19 protein-coding genes are annotated in these 19,162 nt (G+C 57.0%); 9 read left to right on the plus strand and 10 right to left on the minus strand.

All coding sequences use genetic code 11. The features are described from left to right. Position 1: 1 nt before the first annotated feature. From fdhF to ACXAET_RS08865, 3 genes are all read right to left on the minus strand, one after another. Entirely contained in the window at positions 2-2,785 is a 2,784-nt protein-coding gene (gene fdhF, locus ACXAET_RS08855; RefSeq protein ID WP_475183825.1) for a formate dehydrogenase subunit alpha, read from the minus strand. Positions 2,786-2,796: 11 nt separating this feature from the next. After that, positions 2,797-4,500, minus strand: a complete 1,704-nt coding sequence (locus ACXAET_RS08860) for an NAD(P)H-dependent oxidoreductase subunit E (RefSeq protein ID WP_475183826.1) — start codon at positions 4,498-4,500, stop codon at positions 2,797-2,799. A gap of 82 nt (positions 4,501-4,582) precedes the next feature. Next, positions 4,583-5,467, minus strand: a complete 885-nt coding sequence (locus ACXAET_RS08865; RefSeq protein WP_475183828.1) for a LysR family transcriptional regulator — start codon at positions 5,465-5,467, stop codon at positions 4,583-4,585. Positions 5,468-5,698: 231 nt separating this feature from the next. Between ACXAET_RS08865 and ACXAET_RS08870 the strand changes: the two genes are divergently transcribed. Continuing rightward, a complete protein-coding gene (locus tag ACXAET_RS08870) occupies positions 5,699-6,238 on the plus strand; it encodes a hypothetical protein (RefSeq protein WP_475183829.1) in 540 nt (179 codons plus the stop codon). A gap of 67 nt (positions 6,239-6,305) precedes the next feature. Here ACXAET_RS08870 and ychF read toward each other — a convergent pair whose 3' ends face one another. Then, positions 6,306-7,403: a redox-regulated ATPase YchF gene (gene ychF, locus ACXAET_RS08875; RefSeq protein ID WP_475183831.1), complete on the minus strand. Its 1,098-nt coding sequence runs from the start codon at positions 7,401-7,403 to the stop codon at positions 6,306-6,308. A 198-nt stretch (positions 7,404-7,601) separates the two neighbouring features. On the opposite strand from ychF, the gene ACXAET_RS08880 reads away from it, so the two are divergent. From ACXAET_RS08880 to hmuQ, 8 genes are all read left to right on the plus strand, one after another. Next, positions 7,602-8,087 carry an acyloxyacyl hydrolase gene (locus tag ACXAET_RS08880; protein ID WP_475183832.1) on the plus strand — a complete coding sequence of 162 codons (486 nt, stop codon included), beginning with the start codon at positions 7,602-7,604 and terminating at the stop codon, positions 8,085-8,087. Positions 8,088-8,166: 79 nt separating this feature from the next. Continuing rightward, entirely contained in the window at positions 8,167-8,958 is a 792-nt protein-coding gene (gene trpA, locus ACXAET_RS08885; RefSeq protein ID WP_475183834.1) for a tryptophan synthase subunit alpha, read from the plus strand. 137 nt (positions 8,959-9,095) lie between these two features. Further along, positions 9,096-10,262 carry an alpha-hydroxy acid oxidase gene (locus ACXAET_RS08890; protein ID WP_475183835.1) on the plus strand — a complete coding sequence of 389 codons (1,167 nt, stop codon included), beginning with the start codon at positions 9,096-9,098 and terminating at the stop codon, positions 10,260-10,262. Positions 10,263-10,507: 245 nt separating this feature from the next. Then, positions 10,508-11,170 (plus strand): 50S ribosomal protein L25/general stress protein Ctc, encoded by a 663-nt coding sequence (locus ACXAET_RS08895; RefSeq protein WP_475183836.1) that lies wholly within the window; start codon positions 10,508-10,510, stop codon positions 11,168-11,170. 135 nt (positions 11,171-11,305) lie between these two features. Beyond that, positions 11,306-11,986, plus strand: coding sequence for an aminoacyl-tRNA hydrolase (gene pth, locus ACXAET_RS08900; RefSeq protein WP_475183838.1), 681 nt, complete (start codon positions 11,306-11,308; stop codon positions 11,984-11,986). A gap of 81 nt (positions 11,987-12,067) precedes the next feature. Continuing rightward, positions 12,068-13,231 carry a serine hydrolase domain-containing protein gene (locus ACXAET_RS08905; protein WP_475183839.1) on the plus strand — a complete coding sequence of 388 codons (1,164 nt, stop codon included), beginning with the start codon at positions 12,068-12,070 and terminating at the stop codon, positions 13,229-13,231. 9 nt (positions 13,232-13,240) lie between these two features. Next, entirely contained in the window at positions 13,241-13,618 is a 378-nt protein-coding gene (locus ACXAET_RS08910) for a DUF2237 family protein (RefSeq protein ID WP_475183840.1), read from the plus strand. An 83-nt stretch (positions 13,619-13,701) separates the two neighbouring features. Continuing rightward, positions 13,702-14,022 (plus strand): heme-degrading protein HmuQ, encoded by a 321-nt coding sequence (hmuQ, locus tag ACXAET_RS08915; RefSeq protein WP_475183841.1) that lies wholly within the window; start codon positions 13,702-13,704, stop codon positions 14,020-14,022. 54 nt (positions 14,023-14,076) lie between these two features. Here hmuQ and trpB read toward each other — a convergent pair whose 3' ends face one another. The 6 genes from trpB to rpsA form a co-directional block, all read right to left on the minus strand. Next, positions 14,077-15,324, minus strand: coding sequence for a tryptophan synthase subunit beta (gene trpB, locus ACXAET_RS08920; protein WP_475183843.1), 1,248 nt, complete (start codon positions 15,322-15,324; stop codon positions 14,077-14,079). Between the two features lie 67 nt (positions 15,325-15,391). Beyond that, positions 15,392-15,727 (minus strand): hypothetical protein, encoded by a 336-nt coding sequence (locus ACXAET_RS08925; protein WP_475183844.1) that lies wholly within the window; start codon positions 15,725-15,727, stop codon positions 15,392-15,394. A gap of 46 nt (positions 15,728-15,773) precedes the next feature. After that, complete coding sequence (locus ACXAET_RS08930; protein WP_475183845.1) at positions 15,774-16,415, minus strand: phosphoribosylanthranilate isomerase; 642 nt, start codon at positions 16,413-16,415, stop codon at positions 15,774-15,776. Between the two features lie 9 nt (positions 16,416-16,424). Further along, a complete protein-coding gene (locus ACXAET_RS08935; RefSeq protein ID WP_068337892.1) occupies positions 16,425-16,775 on the minus strand; it encodes a lipopolysaccharide assembly protein LapA domain-containing protein in 351 nt (116 codons plus the stop codon). Positions 16,776-16,781: 6 nt separating this feature from the next. Next, positions 16,782-17,066, minus strand: a complete 285-nt coding sequence (gene ihfB, locus ACXAET_RS08940; protein WP_037310872.1) for an integration host factor subunit beta — start codon at positions 17,064-17,066, stop codon at positions 16,782-16,784. 266 nt (positions 17,067-17,332) lie between these two features. Continuing rightward, a complete protein-coding gene (gene rpsA / locus ACXAET_RS08945; protein ID WP_039532111.1) occupies positions 17,333-19,009 on the minus strand; it encodes a 30S ribosomal protein S1 in 1,677 nt (558 codons plus the stop codon). Positions 19,010-19,162: the final 153 nt, after the last annotated feature.

A 19,162-nucleotide genomic window follows, 5' to 3' on the forward strand; every position in this document is an offset into this window, starting at 1 on the left:
GTTACTCTGCCGCGATCGCGTCCCCGATCTTTTCAACGCGAATGGCCGCAAACTTGAACTCGGGAATCTTCCCATACGGGTCGATGGCCGAATTGGTCAGAACATTTGCAGCCGCCTCAACGAAGGCAAACGGAATAAACACCATGTCCTCGGCAATGGCCCGGTCGGCGCGCGCCATGATCTCGATCGAGCCGCGACGCGTGGTCAGGCGGACCATCTCGCCAGGTTCAATTCCCATCAGCTTGAGCGTACGCGGATTCATCGAACAGTTCGCTTCAGGCTCGACCGCGTCCAGAACCGTGCTTCGGCGGGTCATTGCGCCGGTGTGCCAATGCTCAAGCTGGCGGCCAGTGGTGGCAATCATCGGGTATTCCGCATCCGGAACTTCATCCGGTGGGATAACACTGGCCGGGGTGAACTTGGCCTTGCCACCTGCCCGTGGGAATCCGTCGCCGAATACAATGGACTGACCTGGATCGGTCTCGCTAAGCGACGGATAAGTGATCGAGGCGTTTTCCAACCGCTCCCACGTGATGTTGTCCAGCGACGCCATGGTCAGCTTCATCTCGGCAAACACCTCGGAAACGTCCGTGTAATCCCAGTTCAGCCCGATGCGCTGCGCCAGTTCGACCGTAATCTTCCAATCCTCACGCGCATCCCCCGGAGGCGCTACGGCAGGCCGCACACGCTGCACCTGACGATTGGTGTTCGAGGTGGTCCCGTTCTTTTCATACAGCGCCGAGGCCGGCAGAATGATATCGGCGTAGTTTGCCGTCTCGGTCAGGAAGATATCCTGCACGATCATAAGATCCAGCTTGGCCAGCGCATCGCGCGCGTGGTTCACATCCGGGTCGGACATCGCGGGGTTTTCACCCATGATGTACATACCCTTGATGTTGCCCGCATAGGCGTGATCAATGATCTCAGTAACTGTCAGGCCTTTTTCATTCGAAAAGTCGTCCGAGTTCCAGACGTTGTTGAACTTGGCCCGGATATTGTCATCGGTCACAGTCTGATAGTCCGGCAGGAACATCGGGATCAGGCCCGCGTCTGAGGCGCCCTGCACGTTGTTCTGACCACGCAGCGGATGCAGGCCCGCACCGGGTTTCCCAACGTTGCCAGTCATCAGAGCCAGCGAGATCAGGCAGCGCGAGTTGTCGGTGCCGTGGATATGCTGGCTGACGCCCATACCCCAGAAGATCAGACCGGCCTTGGCTTGTGCAAAGGTACGCGCCACGCGGCGTATCTGATCGGGTTCGATACCGCAGATCGGGGCCATCGCCTCGGGCGTGAACTGGCGCAGATGTTCTTTTTCTGCGGCCCAGTCCTCGGTCCAGCGGTGGATGTACTGGCTGTCATACAGCTCCTCTTCGACGATCACGTTCATGATCGCGTTAAGCATCGAAACATCCGCCCCCGGACGGAATTGCAGCATCTCGCTTGCGAATTTGCGCATGCCGACGCCGCGCGGGTCCATCACGATCAACTTGCCGCCGCGCTTGGCGAACTGCTTGAAATAGGTCGCCGCGACAGGATGGTTTTCGACCGGGTTCGCCCCGATGATGATCGCCACGTCAGCGTTTTCGATCTCGTTGAAGGTCGCGGTCACAGCGCCCGAACCCACGTTTTCGATCAGCGCCGCAACGGACGACGCATGGCACAGACGGGTGCAGTGGTCGACGTTGTTGTGCTTGAAACCCTGACGGATGAACTTCTGGAACAGGTAGGCCTCTTCGTTGGTACACTTGGCAGAACCAAACCCTGCGACGCTGCGCGGGTCTTCGTCGCGCAGGGCCATCAGCTTGGTGGCGGCCAGATCCATCGCCTCTTCCCAGGTCGCTTCGCGGAAATGGGTCGACAAGTTGCCCGGATCGACGTTCAGACCCTTTTCAGGCGCATCCTCACGCCGGATCAGAGGCTTGGTCAGGCGGTGCGGGTGGTGGATGTAGTCAAAGCCAAAGCGGCCTTTGACGCACAAGCGGCCTTCGTTGGCGGGGCCGTTGATGCCCTCGACATACTTGACCTTGCCGTCCTTGACCTTCAGCGAGACTTTACAGCCCACACCGCAGAACGGGCAGACGCTTTCGGTCTCGGAATCGTAGTCCTTGCTGTCGCCAATTTGCTGATCATCCAGCACCGTTGCGGGCATAAGTGCGCCGGTCGGGCAGGCTTGAACGCATTCCCCACAAGCGACACAGGTTGAATCACCCATCGGGTCGTTCTGGTCGAACACCACCTGCGAGGTATGCCCGCGACCAGCCATGCCGATCACGTCATTCACCTGAACTTCACGGCAGGCACGGACGCAAAGGTTGCAGTTGATACAAGCATCAAGATTGACGCGCATCGCAACATGGCTGTCATCCAACAGCGGGATTTTTTCAGGCTCCTTCGCTGGGAAACGGCTGTCGCTGACATCGTTCAGCTTGGCCATGTTCCAGAAATGGCTGGACTTGTCATGCGCTGCTTCGGGTTGGTCGGCGACCAGCAACTCCATGACCATCGCGCGCGATTTCTCGGCCCGCTCTGAGTCGGTCTTCACCACCATTCCCTCTGCCGCAGGACGGATGCACGAGGCGACCAGAGTGCGCTCGCCTTCCACCTCAACCATGCAGGCGCGGCAGTTGCCATCCGGGCGATACCCCGGCTGCGGCTTGTGGCACAGGTGCGGGATGGTGAACCCCTGCCCCTTGGCGGCTTCCCAGATGGTCCAGCCTTCGGGCACGGTGACGTCTTGTCCGTTCAGGTTGAAGGTGACGGTCTTGGTAGGGCTTGCATCAAGCATGGCTGTCTCCTTCAGATTTCGTCAGCGAAATGTTTCATGACCAGACGGATCGGGTTCGGGGCCGCTTGCCCCAGACCGCAGATCGAGGCATCGCCCATGACCTGACACAGGTCTTCCAGCAGGTCGTGATCCCATTTGTCGGCCTGCATCAGCTTTACTGCCTTTTCGCAGCCCGCCCGGCAGGGGGTGCACTGGCCGCAGCTTTCGTCTTCGAAGAACCGCAGCATGTTCAGCGCCGCATCACGCGCGGTGTCCTGATCGGACAGAACCACCACTGCAGCGGACCCGATGAAGGTACCGTGTGGTTGCAGAGTGTCGAAGTCCAACGGGATATCGTCCATAGACGCGGGCAGCAGACCTGAGGACGGGCCGCCCGGCTGATAGGCCTTGAAAGTTTGCCCTTCAGCCATGCCTCCGGCCGCTTCGATAACGTCCAGAATGGTCGATCCTGCGGGCAGCAGGTAGACACCCGGCTGCGCAACCCGGCCCGAGACCGAATAGCTGCGCAGGCCTTTGCGGCCATTCTTTTCAACTGAATTCAGGATCTGCGGGCCCTCGCGGCAGATTTTCGAGACCCAATAGAGTGTCTCGACATTGTGGACCAAGGTCGGGCGGTTAAAGACCCCAACCTGCGCCACAAACGGAGGACGATGACGCGGCAGGCCCTTCTTTCCCTCAATCGATTCGATCATCGCGGATTCTTCACCACAGATATAGGCACCGGCACCGCGACGCAGATCGATATAGCCTTCGTCAACGATTCCGGCCTTCTCCAACGCCGAAATCTCGCGGCGCAGGATTTCCAGAACCGCCGGGTATTCGTCGCGCATGTAGATGAAGCAGGTCTGCGCCTCGACCGCCCACGCGGCAATCAGCATGCCCTCAAGGAATACATGCGGAGTGCGCTCAAGGTAGTAGCGGTCTTTGAAGGTGCCCGGCTCGCCCTCGTCGCCATTCACCGCCAGATAACGCGGACCTTCGTTCATACGAACAAAACCCCATTTTTTACCGGACGGGAAGCCGGCACCACCCAGACCACGCAGGCCCGAGGACAGCACATCTTCCTGCACCTGCTCCCAGTCACCACTGTCACGCAACTGTTTTAGCTTGGCGTAACCGCCGTTTGCCTCGTAGGCGGCGAAACCTTCATAGTCGGGCAGATGGGCGTGCGTATCATCGGCAGTAATCGCCGCCTTCACCTTTTCAGGGGTCGCATGGTCGATGTGGTTGTGACCGATCTCAAGCACAGGGGCCGTATCACAACGTCCCATGCAGGGCGCGCGCAAGACACGAACTTGTGATGCATCCAACCCATCTTCCAGCGCCTTTTTCAACTGCTGGGCACCGGCCATTTCGCAGGACAGAGAATCACAAACCCGGATCGTCAACGCGGGCGGAGGGACCTCATCCTCTTTCACCACATCGAAATGCGCATAGAAGGTGGCCGTTTCATAGATTTCAGCCTGACCAACGCGCATTTCCACGGCCAAGGCAGCGATATGATCGGCGCTTATATGGCCGTACGCATCCTGAATTAAATGCAGAAACTCAATAAGTAAGTCCCGGCGTCGCGGTCGGTCGCCCAAAAGGGCAGCAATTTCAGCCTGCGCCTCGTCCGTGAATTGACGGCCCTTGGGTGTGTGCCGTCCTTTGCCTTTACCTGACTTCCAGACGCCCTTGGGGGCGCCGGATGGCTTGGTATCTAATGGTGCCATGATGTCCTCCGATTGAGAATCCGAATGTCATCAGACTAGCATATCGTCAAATCGCATATTTCAATCGCACGATAACGAAATCTTATCGCTTAAAAGAGACCACCACATCAAGTAGAGCGTCAACCGTGGGCAACTCTGGCTTGCGGACCAAGGTCGCCAGACAAATCGGTTTGCTGACCACCGGGTCGACCAGCGGCAACACCCTTGTCCCCTTCAGATCACCCAATGCACGTACCAGAACGTGCGGGACAACGGTTGCCGCCAGACCCTCGCACGCCATGACCATTGAGGCGGAAAAACCACTAGTTTCGGCAACCACGTCTGGATGCAAACCATGCTCGGCAAAAATTCGGTCAAGAATACGCCTGTTCTGCATCTGCGGCTCAAGCAGGCTCAGCGGGAATTCAGCAACGCGGTCCCACGGAATTGGGCCGGTTTCGTCCGTCATATGCGACGGGGCCAGCAGCACATAGGTCTCTTCATATAATGGCTGCACTCGGCGCAAGTCAGTGCCGATACTGTCGCCGTAGGTCACACCGGCATCTATGCTGCCTTCGTCCAGGCGGTACTGTATGGCGGTGGAGGACAGGGTTTCAATCCGGGTCACAATACGAGGATGCGCGTCCCGCAGGCGCTTGATCAGATGCCCCGTGAATGCAATCGCCGTTGGGATCACACCCAGAATTAAAGTGCCGGTAATCTCACCCTTGGCCGCCAAAACCTGCTGTTCCAGCGCTTTGGTATCGTCGAGGATGCGCCGTGCGCGCTGGACGATCATCGCGCCTTCCTCGGTCAGCCCCTGAAACCGGTTCGCGCGGCGCACAATCGAAACCCCAAGCCGATCCTCAAGGTTGCGAATACGCATCGAAAAGGCAGGCTGCGAGATCCCGCATTCTTCGGCCGCTTTGGCAAAATGCCGGTGCCGCGCGAGGGCGCTGAGCAATTGTAGGTCACGGATTTCGATCATTTCAGGGCGTCTCAAAAGGCAAATCAGCCCCCACCTTAACGGCGGGCGTGCTGCATAGAAATGAATGAATTGACCAAGACTGTCGCATGAAGCCAGCAGCACGCGGATCATTTTCCAGTACCCGTGACCGCGCTGGATAAACCGATTGTGAGCTTCACGGCAAGTTAAGTCATTCGTGAAGAAAAACTCGGTACTACGTGTGAGGACAACACAGTTCAAAGGGAGGACAACGTGTTACTCAAGAAACTCGCCGCGCGCATTATTCGGCGCGCAGAAAACCGTATTGGTGTCAAACTGGATTATACTCACAAGATTGCAGAAACCGACATAGGTCTTCTCATGCGGTATAATCGCATTTTTGGATTTCTCGACCCGAACAAACACGTTCCCGCACTGGCCTATCACACGGCCCGCCTACGCGGCGCGATTGCTGCAGATTGCGGCATCTGTGTAGAAGCGGAAATCAACCTTGCGGGGCAAGCAGGCCTGGACGAAGCAACGATAGACGCTGTATTGCGATCCGATTATTCAGAGCTTCCCGAGGACGTGACGGCCGTCGCAAATCTGACAGATGCGGTTGTTGGTCGACACGAGGATGACTCTGAGGCACGTGATATCATCAAGACAGCCTATGGAGGCGCTGGTGTGATTGAGGTGAGTTTTGCGATGAACGGCGCGGCACTTCTTCCGAACATCAAACGCGCGATGGGATACGCCACGGTGTGCGATATATCCGTTCTGCGCAGGCAAGCCTGGTTGTCGGCAGGCTGAATGCGCCTGACGACAATTGGCATCGCGACCTAATTCACACAGGTCAGATTGGTCGGAAACTCATGGGTCAGGTATTGAACAAGAAGTGCATCACGTCGCCATCCTTGACGATGTACCCCTTGCCCTCGGCCCGCATTTTGCCAGCTTCCTTCGCCCCCTGCTCGCCATTGGCGGCGATGTAGTCGTCATAGGCGATGGTCTCGGCGCGGATGAACCCTTTCTCAAAATCGCCATGGATCACGCCAGCGGCCTGCGGCGCGGCTGTGCCGGTTCGAATGGTCCAGGCGCGAGCCTCTTTTGGGCCGACTGTGAAGTAGGTTTCCAGCTTCAACAGATCATACCCGGCGCGGATCAGACGGTCGAGGCCGGGTTCCTCCAAACCCATCTCTTCGAGGAACATCTGCGCCTCACCCTCTTCCAGCAGGCTGATCTCTTCCTCGATCTTGGCGCTGATGATGACGTGGGAATTGCCCTGCGCCGCGGCCATTTCGGCCACGCGGGCTGAATATTCGTTGCCCTCGGCTGCTTCTTCCTCGGACACGTTGCAGACATAAAGCACTGGCTTGGTCGTCAGCAGCTGCAGCATCTTCCACGCCTTGGCATCTTCGTCCGAAACCTCGACTAGGCGCGCCGGTTTTCCACTTTCCAACATGGCCTGAGCGTCGGCCAGCAGGCGGTCTTGCTGCTGCGCTTCCTTGTCGTTGCCCTTAAGTTTGCGCACCAGATTAGCGCGTCGCTTTTCGATGCTTTCCAGATCGGCCAACATCAGCTCGGTTTCGATCGTGTCGGCATCGGCAACCGGATCCACGCGACCGTCAACATGGGTTACATCGCCATCTTCGAAGCAGCGCAGCACGTGGGCGATGGCGTCAGTCTCGCGTATGTTTGCAAGAAACTGATTGCCCAGCCCTTCGCCTTTGGACGCGCCTTTGACCAATCCGGCAATGTCCACAAACGTCATACGCGTGGGAATAACCTGCTTGGACGACGCAATTGACGCCAGCTTGTCCAGCCGCGCGTCAGGAACCGCCACATCGCCCACGTTGGGCTCAATGGTGCAGAACGGGAAATTCGCCGCCTGGGCAGCAGCGGTTTTGGTCAACGCATTGAAGAGGGTCGACTTGCCCACATTCGGCAGACCCACGATTCCCATTTTAAAGCCCATCCTGCCCTCCTGAAGCGATACGACGGCGTCTTCTAGGCATGTCAGGGGAAATGCGCAAGCCAGGCGGCGGATTGGCTCATCAGTCCAATTTGCAACATCACGTAAACGTTCGCCATCTGTGAACTTGCGCGTATTGAAAACCACCGCATAGGGTCGCCACGTAACAAGCCGAAATAAAACAAATAGTGAAAACCTGATATGAAGAAAACTATCGCAGCGCTTGCGCTCATGCTTGTGGCCCAGACAGCACAGGCGCAGTCCATTGTCTTTGGTGCAGGGTATGCAGATTTTTCTCACAGCGCGGCCAGCGATGAAGCCGTCTTTTCGCTTGAGTACCAGCATCGACCCTTTCATGAGGCTACACGCTTCTCCGCTGCATGGGGAACGGCCCTGACTGTGGATACAGCCGGCGATGTCCATGTCGGGGTCGGTTTGATCGGGTTTTACACGTTTGCGGACCGTTGGTTCGTGGAAGGCAGCGTCATGCCTGGCTATTATTCCGAAGGCGAAGACAGGAATGACCTGGGGGGTGAGTTTCAGATCCGCAGTCTGCTGGGCATCGGCTATACGCTGAACAACGGTGACAAGCTGTCTTTTGCAATTACCCACAAATCGAATGCCAGCACGCAGGACGACAACCCTGGCGTCAACGAGGCCCTGCTAAGATATCACTTCACCTACTGAGGTCTTGCGGCAGGACCGGGATTGATTTTCGCGCAAAGTTTCTGCACATCAGGTCGAAACCTGATTGCAAGGACTGCAGATGACCCGTATCGACGCAAAGTTCGCCGCCCTCAAGGCCGAAAAGAAGAAGGCGTTTGTCGCCTATATCATGGCGGGTGACCCGGATTTCGACACATCGCTTGAGGTCGTGAAGGGTCTTCCCGCTGCCGGGGTGGACGTCATTGAACTGGGATTGCCCTTCACCGACCCAATGGCCGATGGCCCGACGATTCAGGCGGCTGGTCAGCGGGCCCTGGACGGGGGCATGACCTTGCAGCGAACCCTGGATCTGGCCCGTGCGTTCCGCGAGACTGACGATACGACCCCGATTGTTCTGATGGGGTACTACAACCCGATTTACAGCCGTGGTGTTGAGAAGTTTCTGGACGACGCCAAGGCCGCAGGCATCGATGGCCTGATCGTGGTTGACTTGCCCCCGGAAGAAGATGAGGAGCTGTGCCTGCCAGCCCAGGCCGCAGGTCTGAATTTTATCCGCCTTGCCACGCCTACCACCGATGACAAACGCCTGCCCCGCGTTCTGCAGAACACGTCGGGCTTTGTGTACTACGTTTCGATCACCGGCATCACCGGCGCGGCCGAGGCTCAGGCCACGAATGTCGGGCCCGAAGTGGCGCGGATCAAATCGGCAACCGACCTGCCGGTCATTGTGGGCTTTGGCATCAACTCGCCGGAAAAGTCCCAAGCGATTGCCAGCGTTGCAGATGGGGCGGTCGTCGGCTCAGCCATCGTCAGCCAAATCGCGTCTGGTAAACCCGTGGCCGAGGTTCTGGACTTTGTAAAGTCACTGGCCGACGGTGCGCACGCGGCCTGACCGCCCGGCAAACAAGCTATTCAAGAGACACCGCAGCAAGCGAACAGCGTGCTGCGGTTTTTCATGCCAGCGCACGATTGCACCAAGCGGATTGCGCCAGTAAAACTGCGAGACCCATTCACCAGAGGCGCTGTTTAATGTCCGTAATCACGACCATCGAAGACCTGCGACACATCTACGAACGCCGCGTACCACGCATGTTTTACGACTACGCCGAAAGCGGCAGTTGGACCGAACAGACCTTTCGCGAAAACAGCTCGGATTTCTCGGATATCCGCCTGCGCCAACGTGTTGCCGTCGATATGTCCAGGCGCTCGACCGTCTCGCAAATGATTGGTGAAGACGTTGCAATGCCTGTCGCGCTTGCCCCCGTGGGATTGACAGGCATGCAGCACGCGGATGGCGAGATGAAGGCCGCCAAGGCCGCCGAAGAGTTTGGTGTACCGTTCACCCTGTCCACCATGTCGATCAACTCGATCGAAGATGTGGCTGAACACACCACGAAACCCTTCTGGTTCCAGCTTTATACGATGAAGGATCAGGACTATGTCAGCCGCCTGATCCAGCGCGCCAAGGATGCAAAGTGTTCTGCCCTTGTGATCACGCTGGACCTGCAAATCCTCGGACAGCGACACAAAGATCTGAAGAACGGCCTGTCCGCGCCGCCGAAACTGACCCCCAAATCAATCGCAAACCTGATGACTAAATGGTCCTGGGGGATCGAGATGCTGAACGCCAAACGTCGTGAGTTCGGCAACATCGTTGGCCATGTGGACGGTATCTCGGACGCTTCGTCCTTAGGTGCGTGGACGGCCGAACAGTTCGACCCCAGCCTTGATTGGACAAAGGTCGAAAAACTGATGCAGGAATGGGGCGGAAAAGTTATCCTCAAAGGCATATTGGATGCTGACGACGCCAAGATGGCCATGAAATTAGGGGCCGACGCGATCATCGTTTCAAACCACGGCGGGCGTCAGTTGGACGGCGCACTCAGCTCTATTCGCATGCTGCCGCAAATCATGGATGCGGTCGGAGGGGATATTGAGGTTCACATGGACGGTGGAATTCGGTCCGGCCAGGACGTCCTGAAAGCCATCGCCCTGGGTGCCAAAGGCACCTATATTGGCCGCGCCTTTGTGTACGGGTTAGGTGCAATGGGACAGAAAGGCGTGGCCACTGCGCTGGATGTCATCCAAAAGGAACTGGATACGACGATGGCGCTGTGCGGAGAACGCAGTGTTGGCGATCTGGGGCGGCACAACCTTCTGATCCCCGATGACTTCGGCGGTCGCTGGCAGGATTGACCGCGCAGAAAAAGGCGCTCTGCCCCGCCGTCCTCTGGACAACTCTCCCTGGACATTTGCGGCCAGATGAAGCAACGAATTCTGCTTTCATCTGGCCCAAAATATCCCGGAGCGCGAGGCAGAGCCTCGCAAAAGGTCATAACGGCCAAAAAGACCTTTCCAATCGCAGTGAATCAAGCTAAGGACGCGGCTTCACGCGGGCATACAGCCTTGGAGGATGCCCGCCCTAACATTGGAGATTTATCATGGCTGGTGAGATTCCTGATCTCGTAGCTCTGGAACGGACGGGGACAGGCAAGGGCGCCGCTCGTCAAGCACGCCGCGACGGCATGGTTCCGGGCATTGTTTTTGGTGGCGACAAGGACCCGCTGCCAATTCAGATTCCGTTCAATGAACTGTTCAAGCGCCTGAAAGCTGGCCGGTTCAAGTCTACCCTGTGGAACCTGAAGGTTGATGGCCACGAAGACGTGCGCGTCATCTGCCGCGACGTTCAGCGTGACGTCGTCAAAGACCTGCCGACCCACCTGGACCTGATGCGCCTGCGCCGGACAACCAAGATCGCGTTGTTCATTCCCGTTGAATTCATCAACGAAGAAGCAGCACCCGGCATCAAAAAAGGCGGCGTTTTGACCGTTGTGCGCCCCGAAGTCGAACTGCTGTGCACCGCAGGTGAAATTCCTGAGAAGATCACAGTTGATCTGACTGGCATGGAAATCAACGACGTTGTAACAATCTCGTCGGTGAATCTGCCTGAAGGCACTAAGCCAACCATCGACCGGGATTTCGTAATCGCAAACGTTTCGGCGCCGACCGGGCTGTCGACCAGTGATGACGAAGAAGAAGGTGATGAAGCCGAAGTGGCCCCAGACGAGGTTGAAATCGTCGGCGAGGAAGAAGCCGAAGAATAAGTACGGCAACATATTCCGGAATTTTGAACGGGGCTCGGATCGGGCCCCGTTTTCTTTTGCCGACTGCACTGGAAAACAAGCACCATTCCGTGCGATCAAACCCCCGTGCAGATCGCTGTGGACAAGGACGAAACGATGAAGCTGTTTGTCGGATTGGGAAACCCGGGGACGAAATATGCCCGCAACCGGCACAATATTGGCTTTATGGCCGTGGACCGGATTGCCAAGGATCATGGCTTTGGCCCATGGAAAAGCAAGTTTCAGGCTGAAATCTCCGAAGGTCGGCTGGGCGGTCAAAAAGTGCTTTTGATCAAACCACAGACCTTCATGAACCGCTCTGGTCAGTCCGTAGGAGAGGCGATGCGGTTCTACAAGCTAGATTCGACCGATGTGACGGTTTTCCACGACGAATTGGACCTCGCCCCCGGCAAGGTTCGGGTCAAGGCGGGCGGCGGCCATGCCGGTCACAACGGCTTGCGCTCGATCCACGAACATATCAGCCCGGCCTATGATCGGGTGCGTCTGGGTATCGGCCATCCCGGTCGAAAGGAACTGGTCTCTCCCTATGTTCTGAGCGATTTTGCCAAGGCTGACACCGATTGGCTGGACGACGTGCTGCGCGGCGTGTCAGACGGAGCAGGGTTTCTGGCGGACGGGGATGGCGGGAAATTCATGAACGCCGTCGCTTTGCGTACGGCCCCGCCCCGGTCATCCAAATCATCACCAAACGCCAGCAGACCAGCTGTAAACCTAACCCCTGCACCAGAGGTCGACAACCGCTCGGCTATGCAAAAGCTGCTGGACAAGTTCAAATAAGGCTGGTCACCTGACTGTAACGTCCCGATTGCACAATGATATCACGCACGCTTTGATGCTGCGGCGATAGCGGAGGCAAGTATGACAGCAGTGTTGAAATGGCTTTTGCGTATCGTTCTGATGCTGGTGCTGGCCGCCTGTGTTGTCGGGTTCTGGAAACGCGAAGAGATTCAGCGCCTGATGGCTGTCAACTCTTTGTTCTCCGAGGAAAATATTGTTCATAACTTCTCTCACATGGGCGACTCATTCCTGACGGTTGCTCTGCCCCGTGGCAATGGCCCAACATGGGAACTGCCTTATGGTCCGGCCTTTGATCTGCCAGAAGGTGCTGATGCATGGATCGAAGAGCGCAAAGTCACCTCTCTGCTCGTGATGCAGGACGGTATGATCCAGTTCGAGGAATACTATCTGGGTACGGCGCCTGAAGATCGGCGGATTTCCTGGTCCGTTGCCAAAAGCTATCTGTCAGCCCTCTTGGGTGTTCTTGTGGACGAAGGTGCAATCGACTCATTGGATGATCCGGTCGTGAAATACGCGCCAAAACTGGAAGGCACTGCCTATGAAAGCGCATCCATCCGTAATGTTCTGAACATGGCCAGCGGTGTAACCTTCGACGAGGATTACTTTGATCGCAATTCAGATATCAACCGGATGGGTCGAGTTGTGGCCTTGGGCGGTGAGTTGGACGACTTCACCGCGTCTTTTCAGAACACCTTCGCCACACCCGGCGAGACCTGGCAGTACGTCTCAATCGACACCCATGTAATTGGCATGGTGATCCGTGGCGCAACCGGGCGGAACGTGGCTGAATTGCTGACTGAAAGGATCATTAAACCCCTCGGTTTGGAATATGATGGTTACTATCTAACGGACGGTGCCGGAGTTGCCTTTGTTCTTGGCGGGTTAAACTTCACCACCCGCGATTTTGCGCGTTTTGGCCAGATGATTTTGCAGAATGGTGTGCGTGACGAACAACAAATTGTCCCAGCGGACTGGATCGCCGACTCTGTTCTGCCCAGCGCACCAACCCCGTCTGGCCAAATGGGATATAGGTATCAATGGTGGGTACCAATTGGCGCGCACGAGGGCGAGTTTCTGGCCCGTGGTGTTTACGGTCAGTATATCTATTTCGATCAGCCGCGCGGTGTCCTGATCGTCACGACCGCCGCAGATCGAAAGTTCCGTGATCCGGGTATCAATGAGGAGAACATAGAAATGTTCCGCAAGATCGCCCAAAGCCTGTAAGGTAGCTCTATGCAAAAACAAGACAGTATCAATGTATTAGGGGGCGTGCTCGCCCCGTGTTCACGTGATCCACTGACCGGATTCTTCCGCGATGGCGCGTGCAACACCTGCCCCGAGGATCAGGGCAGCCACACGGTTTGCGCCGTAATGACGGCTGAGTTTTTGGCCTTTTCCAAATATGTCGGCAACGACCTCAGCACACCGCGGCCCGAGTTCAACTTTCCCGGATTGAACCCCGGTGACAGTTGGTGCCTGTGCGCTGGGCGTTTCATGCAAGCCCATGACGAAGGCTGCGCCCCCAAAGTTCATCTTGAGGCAACCCATCAACAGGCCTTGGATGTGGTACCGTTGGATATCCTGAGCTTGCATGCTGTGAACGCGGATTGACGCCGGTCACGGGATGTTCACTATGCAAAAGCCAGCCGACATAATGTTCAGCCAGCCGACAAGATGAACATACGAGGTAACCCATGAGCTTTATCGCAATGAACCGCTTCAAAGTCCGCCTGGGCAGCGAAGCCGATTTCGAAAACGTATGGAAAGAGCGCGAAAGCCGCTTGAAGGAATTGCCCGGTTTTAACGAATTCCGACTGCTGAAAGGCCCCGAAGGAGACGGATACCGCCTGTATTCAAGCCACGTGATCTGGGACCGCCGCGAAGACTTCGAAGCCTGGACCAAATCCGAACAATTTCGCGATGCGCATAAGAACGCTGGCAACAGCAAGACCCAATCCGCGCTGATGGGGCCGCCACAGTTCGAAGGTTTCGAAACCGTTCTGCACGAAGGTTAAAGAAAAACCGGCCCCATAGCGGGGCCGCTTACATCTTGTCTGGTTTCTCGGCGTTCAATCTGCCGTGCGGCCTTCTGTATCGGACATATCGAAGTTCAGATACTTGGCGACGGTTTGAACGTCCTTATCGCCGCGTCCGCACATATTCATACAAATGAGGTGATCCTTGGGCAGATCAGGCGCAATCTTCATCACGTGCGCCAGTGCATGAGAGGGCTCCAACGCCGGGATAATTCCTTCGGTCGCGCAGCAAAGCTGGAACGCCTCTAGCGCCTCTTTGTCAGTGATCGAGACATATTTCGCGCGGCCAATGTCATGCAGCCAGGAATGCTCGGGGCCGATACCGGGATAATCCAAACCGGCCGAGATCGAGTAGCCTTCCAGAATCTGGCCATCATCATCTTGCAACAGGTATGTGCGATTGCCGTGCAATACGCCCGGACGACCACCGGTCAGCGAGGCGCAATGCTCCATCTTTTCGTTCACGCCTTTGCCGCCAGCCTCAACACCGATGATGTTCACGTCCTTGTCGTCAAGGAACGGATAGAAAAGGCCCATGGCGTTCGAACCGCCACCGATTGCGGCGATGATCGTATCAGGCAGACGGCCCTCGGCCTTCATCATCTGCTCTTTTGCTTCCTTGCCAATGATTGACTGAAAGTCACGCACCATCGCTGGATACGGGTGTGGCCCAGCCACGGTGCCGATGCAGTAGAACGTGTCACGTACGTTAGTGACCCAATCACGCAAAGCATCATTCATCGCGTCTTTCAGCGTGCCGCGCCCCGACGTCACGGGGATGACCTCGGCCCCCAGAAGGCGCATCCGGAACACGTTTGGAGCCTGACGCTGCACATCATGCGCGCCCATGTAAACCACACATTTCAGGCCGAACTTGGCACAGACCGTTGCAGTGGCCACACCATGCTGCCCTGCCCCGGTTTCGGCAATGATCCGTGTCTTGCCCATGCGGCGTGCCAGAATGATCTGGCCCAGCACGTTGTTGATCTTGTGCGCGCCGGTATGGTTCAGCTCGTCCCGCTTGAGATAAATCTTCGCGCCGCCCAGATGATCAGTCAGGCGTTCCGCGAAATACAAAGGTGACGGGCGACCCACATAGTTGGCCCATAGATCGTCCATCTCGGCCCAGAATGTGGGATCGTCCTTGGCCTTCTCATATTCCTCCTCCAACGACAGGATCAGGGGCATCAGCGTTTCACTGACGAACCGCCCGCCGAAAATACCAAAACGGCCCTGTTCATCCGGGCCGGACATGAAGGAATTAAAAAGATCGTTGGCCATGGGTGTCTCCCTCGTCGTACCCGTTGTTCATAGGAGGTGGCGACGGCTTTTGCCATCGCAAAACGCACTATTCCGCCGCTTCAAAATGCTGCGCCCAGACCTTTAGAGCTTGCTCTCGACTGGGGATTGCAATGCAGGGAAAATGATGAAACTGGTTCACGTCCGCCAGCCGCGACGTGACTTGGATTACACGGCGATGAGAACCGGAATGGGCAAAGGTCAGCATGGCCTCTGCATCGTGCCACACGCTCAGTGAGAAATAGAGGCTCCGGTGAGTGAACACGTCCGCTTGCAGACACAGCGGATCACCGCGCGCCTGCAGCAGCGCCTGACGCGCATGCCAGAGCAGTTCGGGGCCGTAGTACCACCGTTTCAACGAAACGCCGCCAATTGCTGCGAGCATTTGTGCGCCCTCCTAAACGGAGATACGCCGCCATCTAGTGTTCAGATCACTGCGCTGCTTCGATAAATGCGCGAATTTTAGCCGCGTCTTTGACGCCCGGTGCGCTTTCCACGCCTGATGACACATCAACTTGCCGGGCACCGGTCATGCGCATGGCCTCCGCAACGTTGTCAGGCGTTAATCCACCGGCCAGCATCCATGGACGCCGCCAATATTTACGCCCAGCCAGCAGGCGCCAGTCAAAAGCAAGGCCGTTGCCACCGGGCAATTCAGACTGGCGCGGGGGCTTGGCGTCGATCAGCAATTGATCGGCCACTTCGGAATACAGATCAATCGCGGCCAGATCCTCGGCGTCGGCAACGCCCACGGCTTTCATGACCGGTAAGCCATACCGTGCGCGCAACTCTGCCACGCGGTCCGGGCTTTCTTTCCCGTGCAGTTGAAGCATGTCCAGCGGCACGGTAGCAGTGATGCGATCCAACTCCTCATCGGATGCATTCACGGTCAGCGCGACCTTGGCGACGCCAGAGGGCACCAGATGGGCAAGCTCTGTCGCGCTCTCAACAGTCAGATGTCGCGGCGACTTGGGGAAGAAAACAAAGCCGACATACCGCGCCCCGGCCTCCGCCGCTGCGCGCACATGATCAGGCGCGGTCAGACCGCAAATTTTGACAGACGCATCAGACATGTGAGGGCTTCAGTTGGTCTCATCCAGCAATGCCAGAACGTCGTCTTTGCCTTCGTTCTGTTTGTTCTTGAGCTTTTTGACTTCTCGTTCAAGCTTGCGCACTTCGCCCTTCTTCACCGTGGCATCTTTGCGGTGCTTGTGCTCGCGCAGCCATTCCCACAGGAAGCCGATCACCAGACCGGCCACGACACCACCCAGCACCACAATGAACAACGGCAATGATGTTGACAGGTTGAAGCCCAGTAACTCGGACAGGGCATCAGGCATCAGTTTGAGCTCAACAATCTGGCTGTTTCCCAGAGAGATTGACACCAGCACGATTCCCAGGATGCCAAGGAATCCATATCGAAGATAACGCATCATGCCCTAGGCTTTACCGTTCAATCGGTCCCTTAGCAACTTGCCAGTTTTGAAAAACGGTACGCACTTTTCTTCGACCTGAACGGTTTCACCGGTACGGGGGTTGCGCCCCACCCGGGCATCGCGTTGTTTTACCGAGAAAGCCCCAAAGCCGCGCAGTTCAACACGGTCTCCGCGCGCCATGGCGTCCGTCACTTCTTCGAACACAGTATTCACGATCCGCTCGACGTCGCGTTGATACAGATGCGGGTTTTCGTCGGCGATTTTCTGAATCAGTTCTGAACGGATCATGAGCGTTACCCTCCCAGGCGACCTTGGTCATCTCTAGTTGTCTGGCCAGTATAGAAAAAAACCCGGTAAGGGGGAACGTCGACTCTGTGTCGAAAGACTTCATTTTTGCAATAAGTCGTGTGATTTTTTGCTTCTAGGTCCGAATTTCAACCAAAAGCGCAAACGACTATCAAAATAACACTACGTTTTGGAACATATTGATTCGCAACAAAAACGGCCCCTCGTGGGTACGAGGGGCCGAAAATTCTTTCGTTAAGCGCTTTGGCTTAGTCGCCGGATTTCAGCGCTGCACCAAGGATGTCGCCCAGCGACGCGCCCGAGTCGGAAGAACCGTACTGTTCCACGGCCTCTTTCTCTTCGGCGATCTCGCGTGCTTTGATCGACAGGCCCAGACGGCGGGTCTTGCTGTCAACGTTGGTGACGCGGACGTCGACCTTGTCACCGACCGAGAAACGCTCAGGCCGCTGTTCGGCGCGGTCACGCGAAAGGTCCGAACGACGGATGAACGACTTCATGCCTTCGTACTCGACCTCGATGCCGCCATCTTCGATCGCTGTGACTTCAACCGTGATGACCGAGCCACGCTTCACGCCGCCCACGGCTTCGGCGAACTTGTCACCGCCCAGGGCTTTGATCGACAGCGAGATACGCTCTTTTTCCACGTCAACTTCCGAGACAACGGCCGAAACCATGTCGCCTTTGCGGTAGTTCTGGATCGCATCTTCGCCGCGCTCGTCCCAGGACAGGTCGGACAGGTGAACCATGCCGTCGATGTCGCCTTCGAGGCCAATGAACAGACCGAATTCGGTGATGTTCTTGACTTCGCCTTCGACCTCGGTGCCCTCGGGGTGTGTTTCTGCAAACACTTCCCATGGGTTGCGCTGAGTCTGCTTCAGGCCCAGAGACACGCGCCGCTTGGCGCCGTCGATTTCCAGAACCATGACGTCGACTTCCTGGCTTGTCGAAACTATCTTGCCGGGGTGAACGTTTTTCTTGGTCCAGGACATCTCGGACACGTGCACCAGACCTTCGACACCGGCTTCCAGCTCGACGAACGCGCCGTAGTCGGTGATGTTGGTGACGCGACCCTGATGAACCGAGCCCAGCGGGTATTTCGCAGCAACCAGATCCCACGGATCTTCCTGCAGTTGCTTCATGCCCAGGCTGATGCGGTGGGTCTCTTTGTTGATTTTGATGACCTGAACCTTGATGGTTTCGCCGATCGTCAGGATCTCGGACGGGTGGTTCACACGGCGCCATGCCATGTCGGTGACGTGCAGCAGGCCGTCAACGCCGCCCAGGTCAACAAATGCACCGTATTCGGTGATGTTCTTGACAACACCCTCGACGGTCTGACCTTCGGACAGGTTGCCGATAACTTCGGCACGCTGTTCGGCACGCGATTCTTCCAGGATTGCGCGACGCGACACAACGATGTTGCCACGGCGGCGGTCCATTTTCAGAATCTGGAACGGCTGCTTCAGACCCATCAGCGGGCCAGCGTCACGCACGGGGCGCACATCAACCTGCGAGCCGGGCAGGAACGCAACTGCGCCACCCAGATCGACGGTGAAGCCACCTTTGACGCGACCAAAGATTGCACCTTCGACGCGCTGGTCGTCGGCATATGCTTTTTCCAGACGGTCCCATGCCTCTTCACGGCGGGCCATCTCGCGCGAGATGACGGCTTCGCCACGGGCGTTTTCTGCGGCGCGCAGGTAAACTTCGACCTCGTCACCGACAGCAATTTCAGGGGCTTCGCCGGGATTTGCGAATTCTTTCAGATCAACGCGGCCTTCCATTTTGTAGCCTACGTCGATGATGGCCTGGCCGGCTTCGATCGCCAGAACCTTGCCTTTGACAACAGACCCTTCCTCGGGTGTGTCCATTTCGAAGCTTTCATTCAGGAGGGCTTCGAATTCCTCCATGGATGCGTTAGCCATGTGGCGTTGTTTTCCTTTACATAACGTTTTTACTGGCCGAGCGGTTGTCTCCGCCGGTCTTGTTTCCTGATGTCATCAGGCGTGATCCGGGGCGCATCCGATTACACAAACACAAAGGGCCGAGGAAACCCGGCCCTGCTCAGATACGTCATC

The organism is Ruegeria sp. AWH4_226, assembly GCF_056159225.1.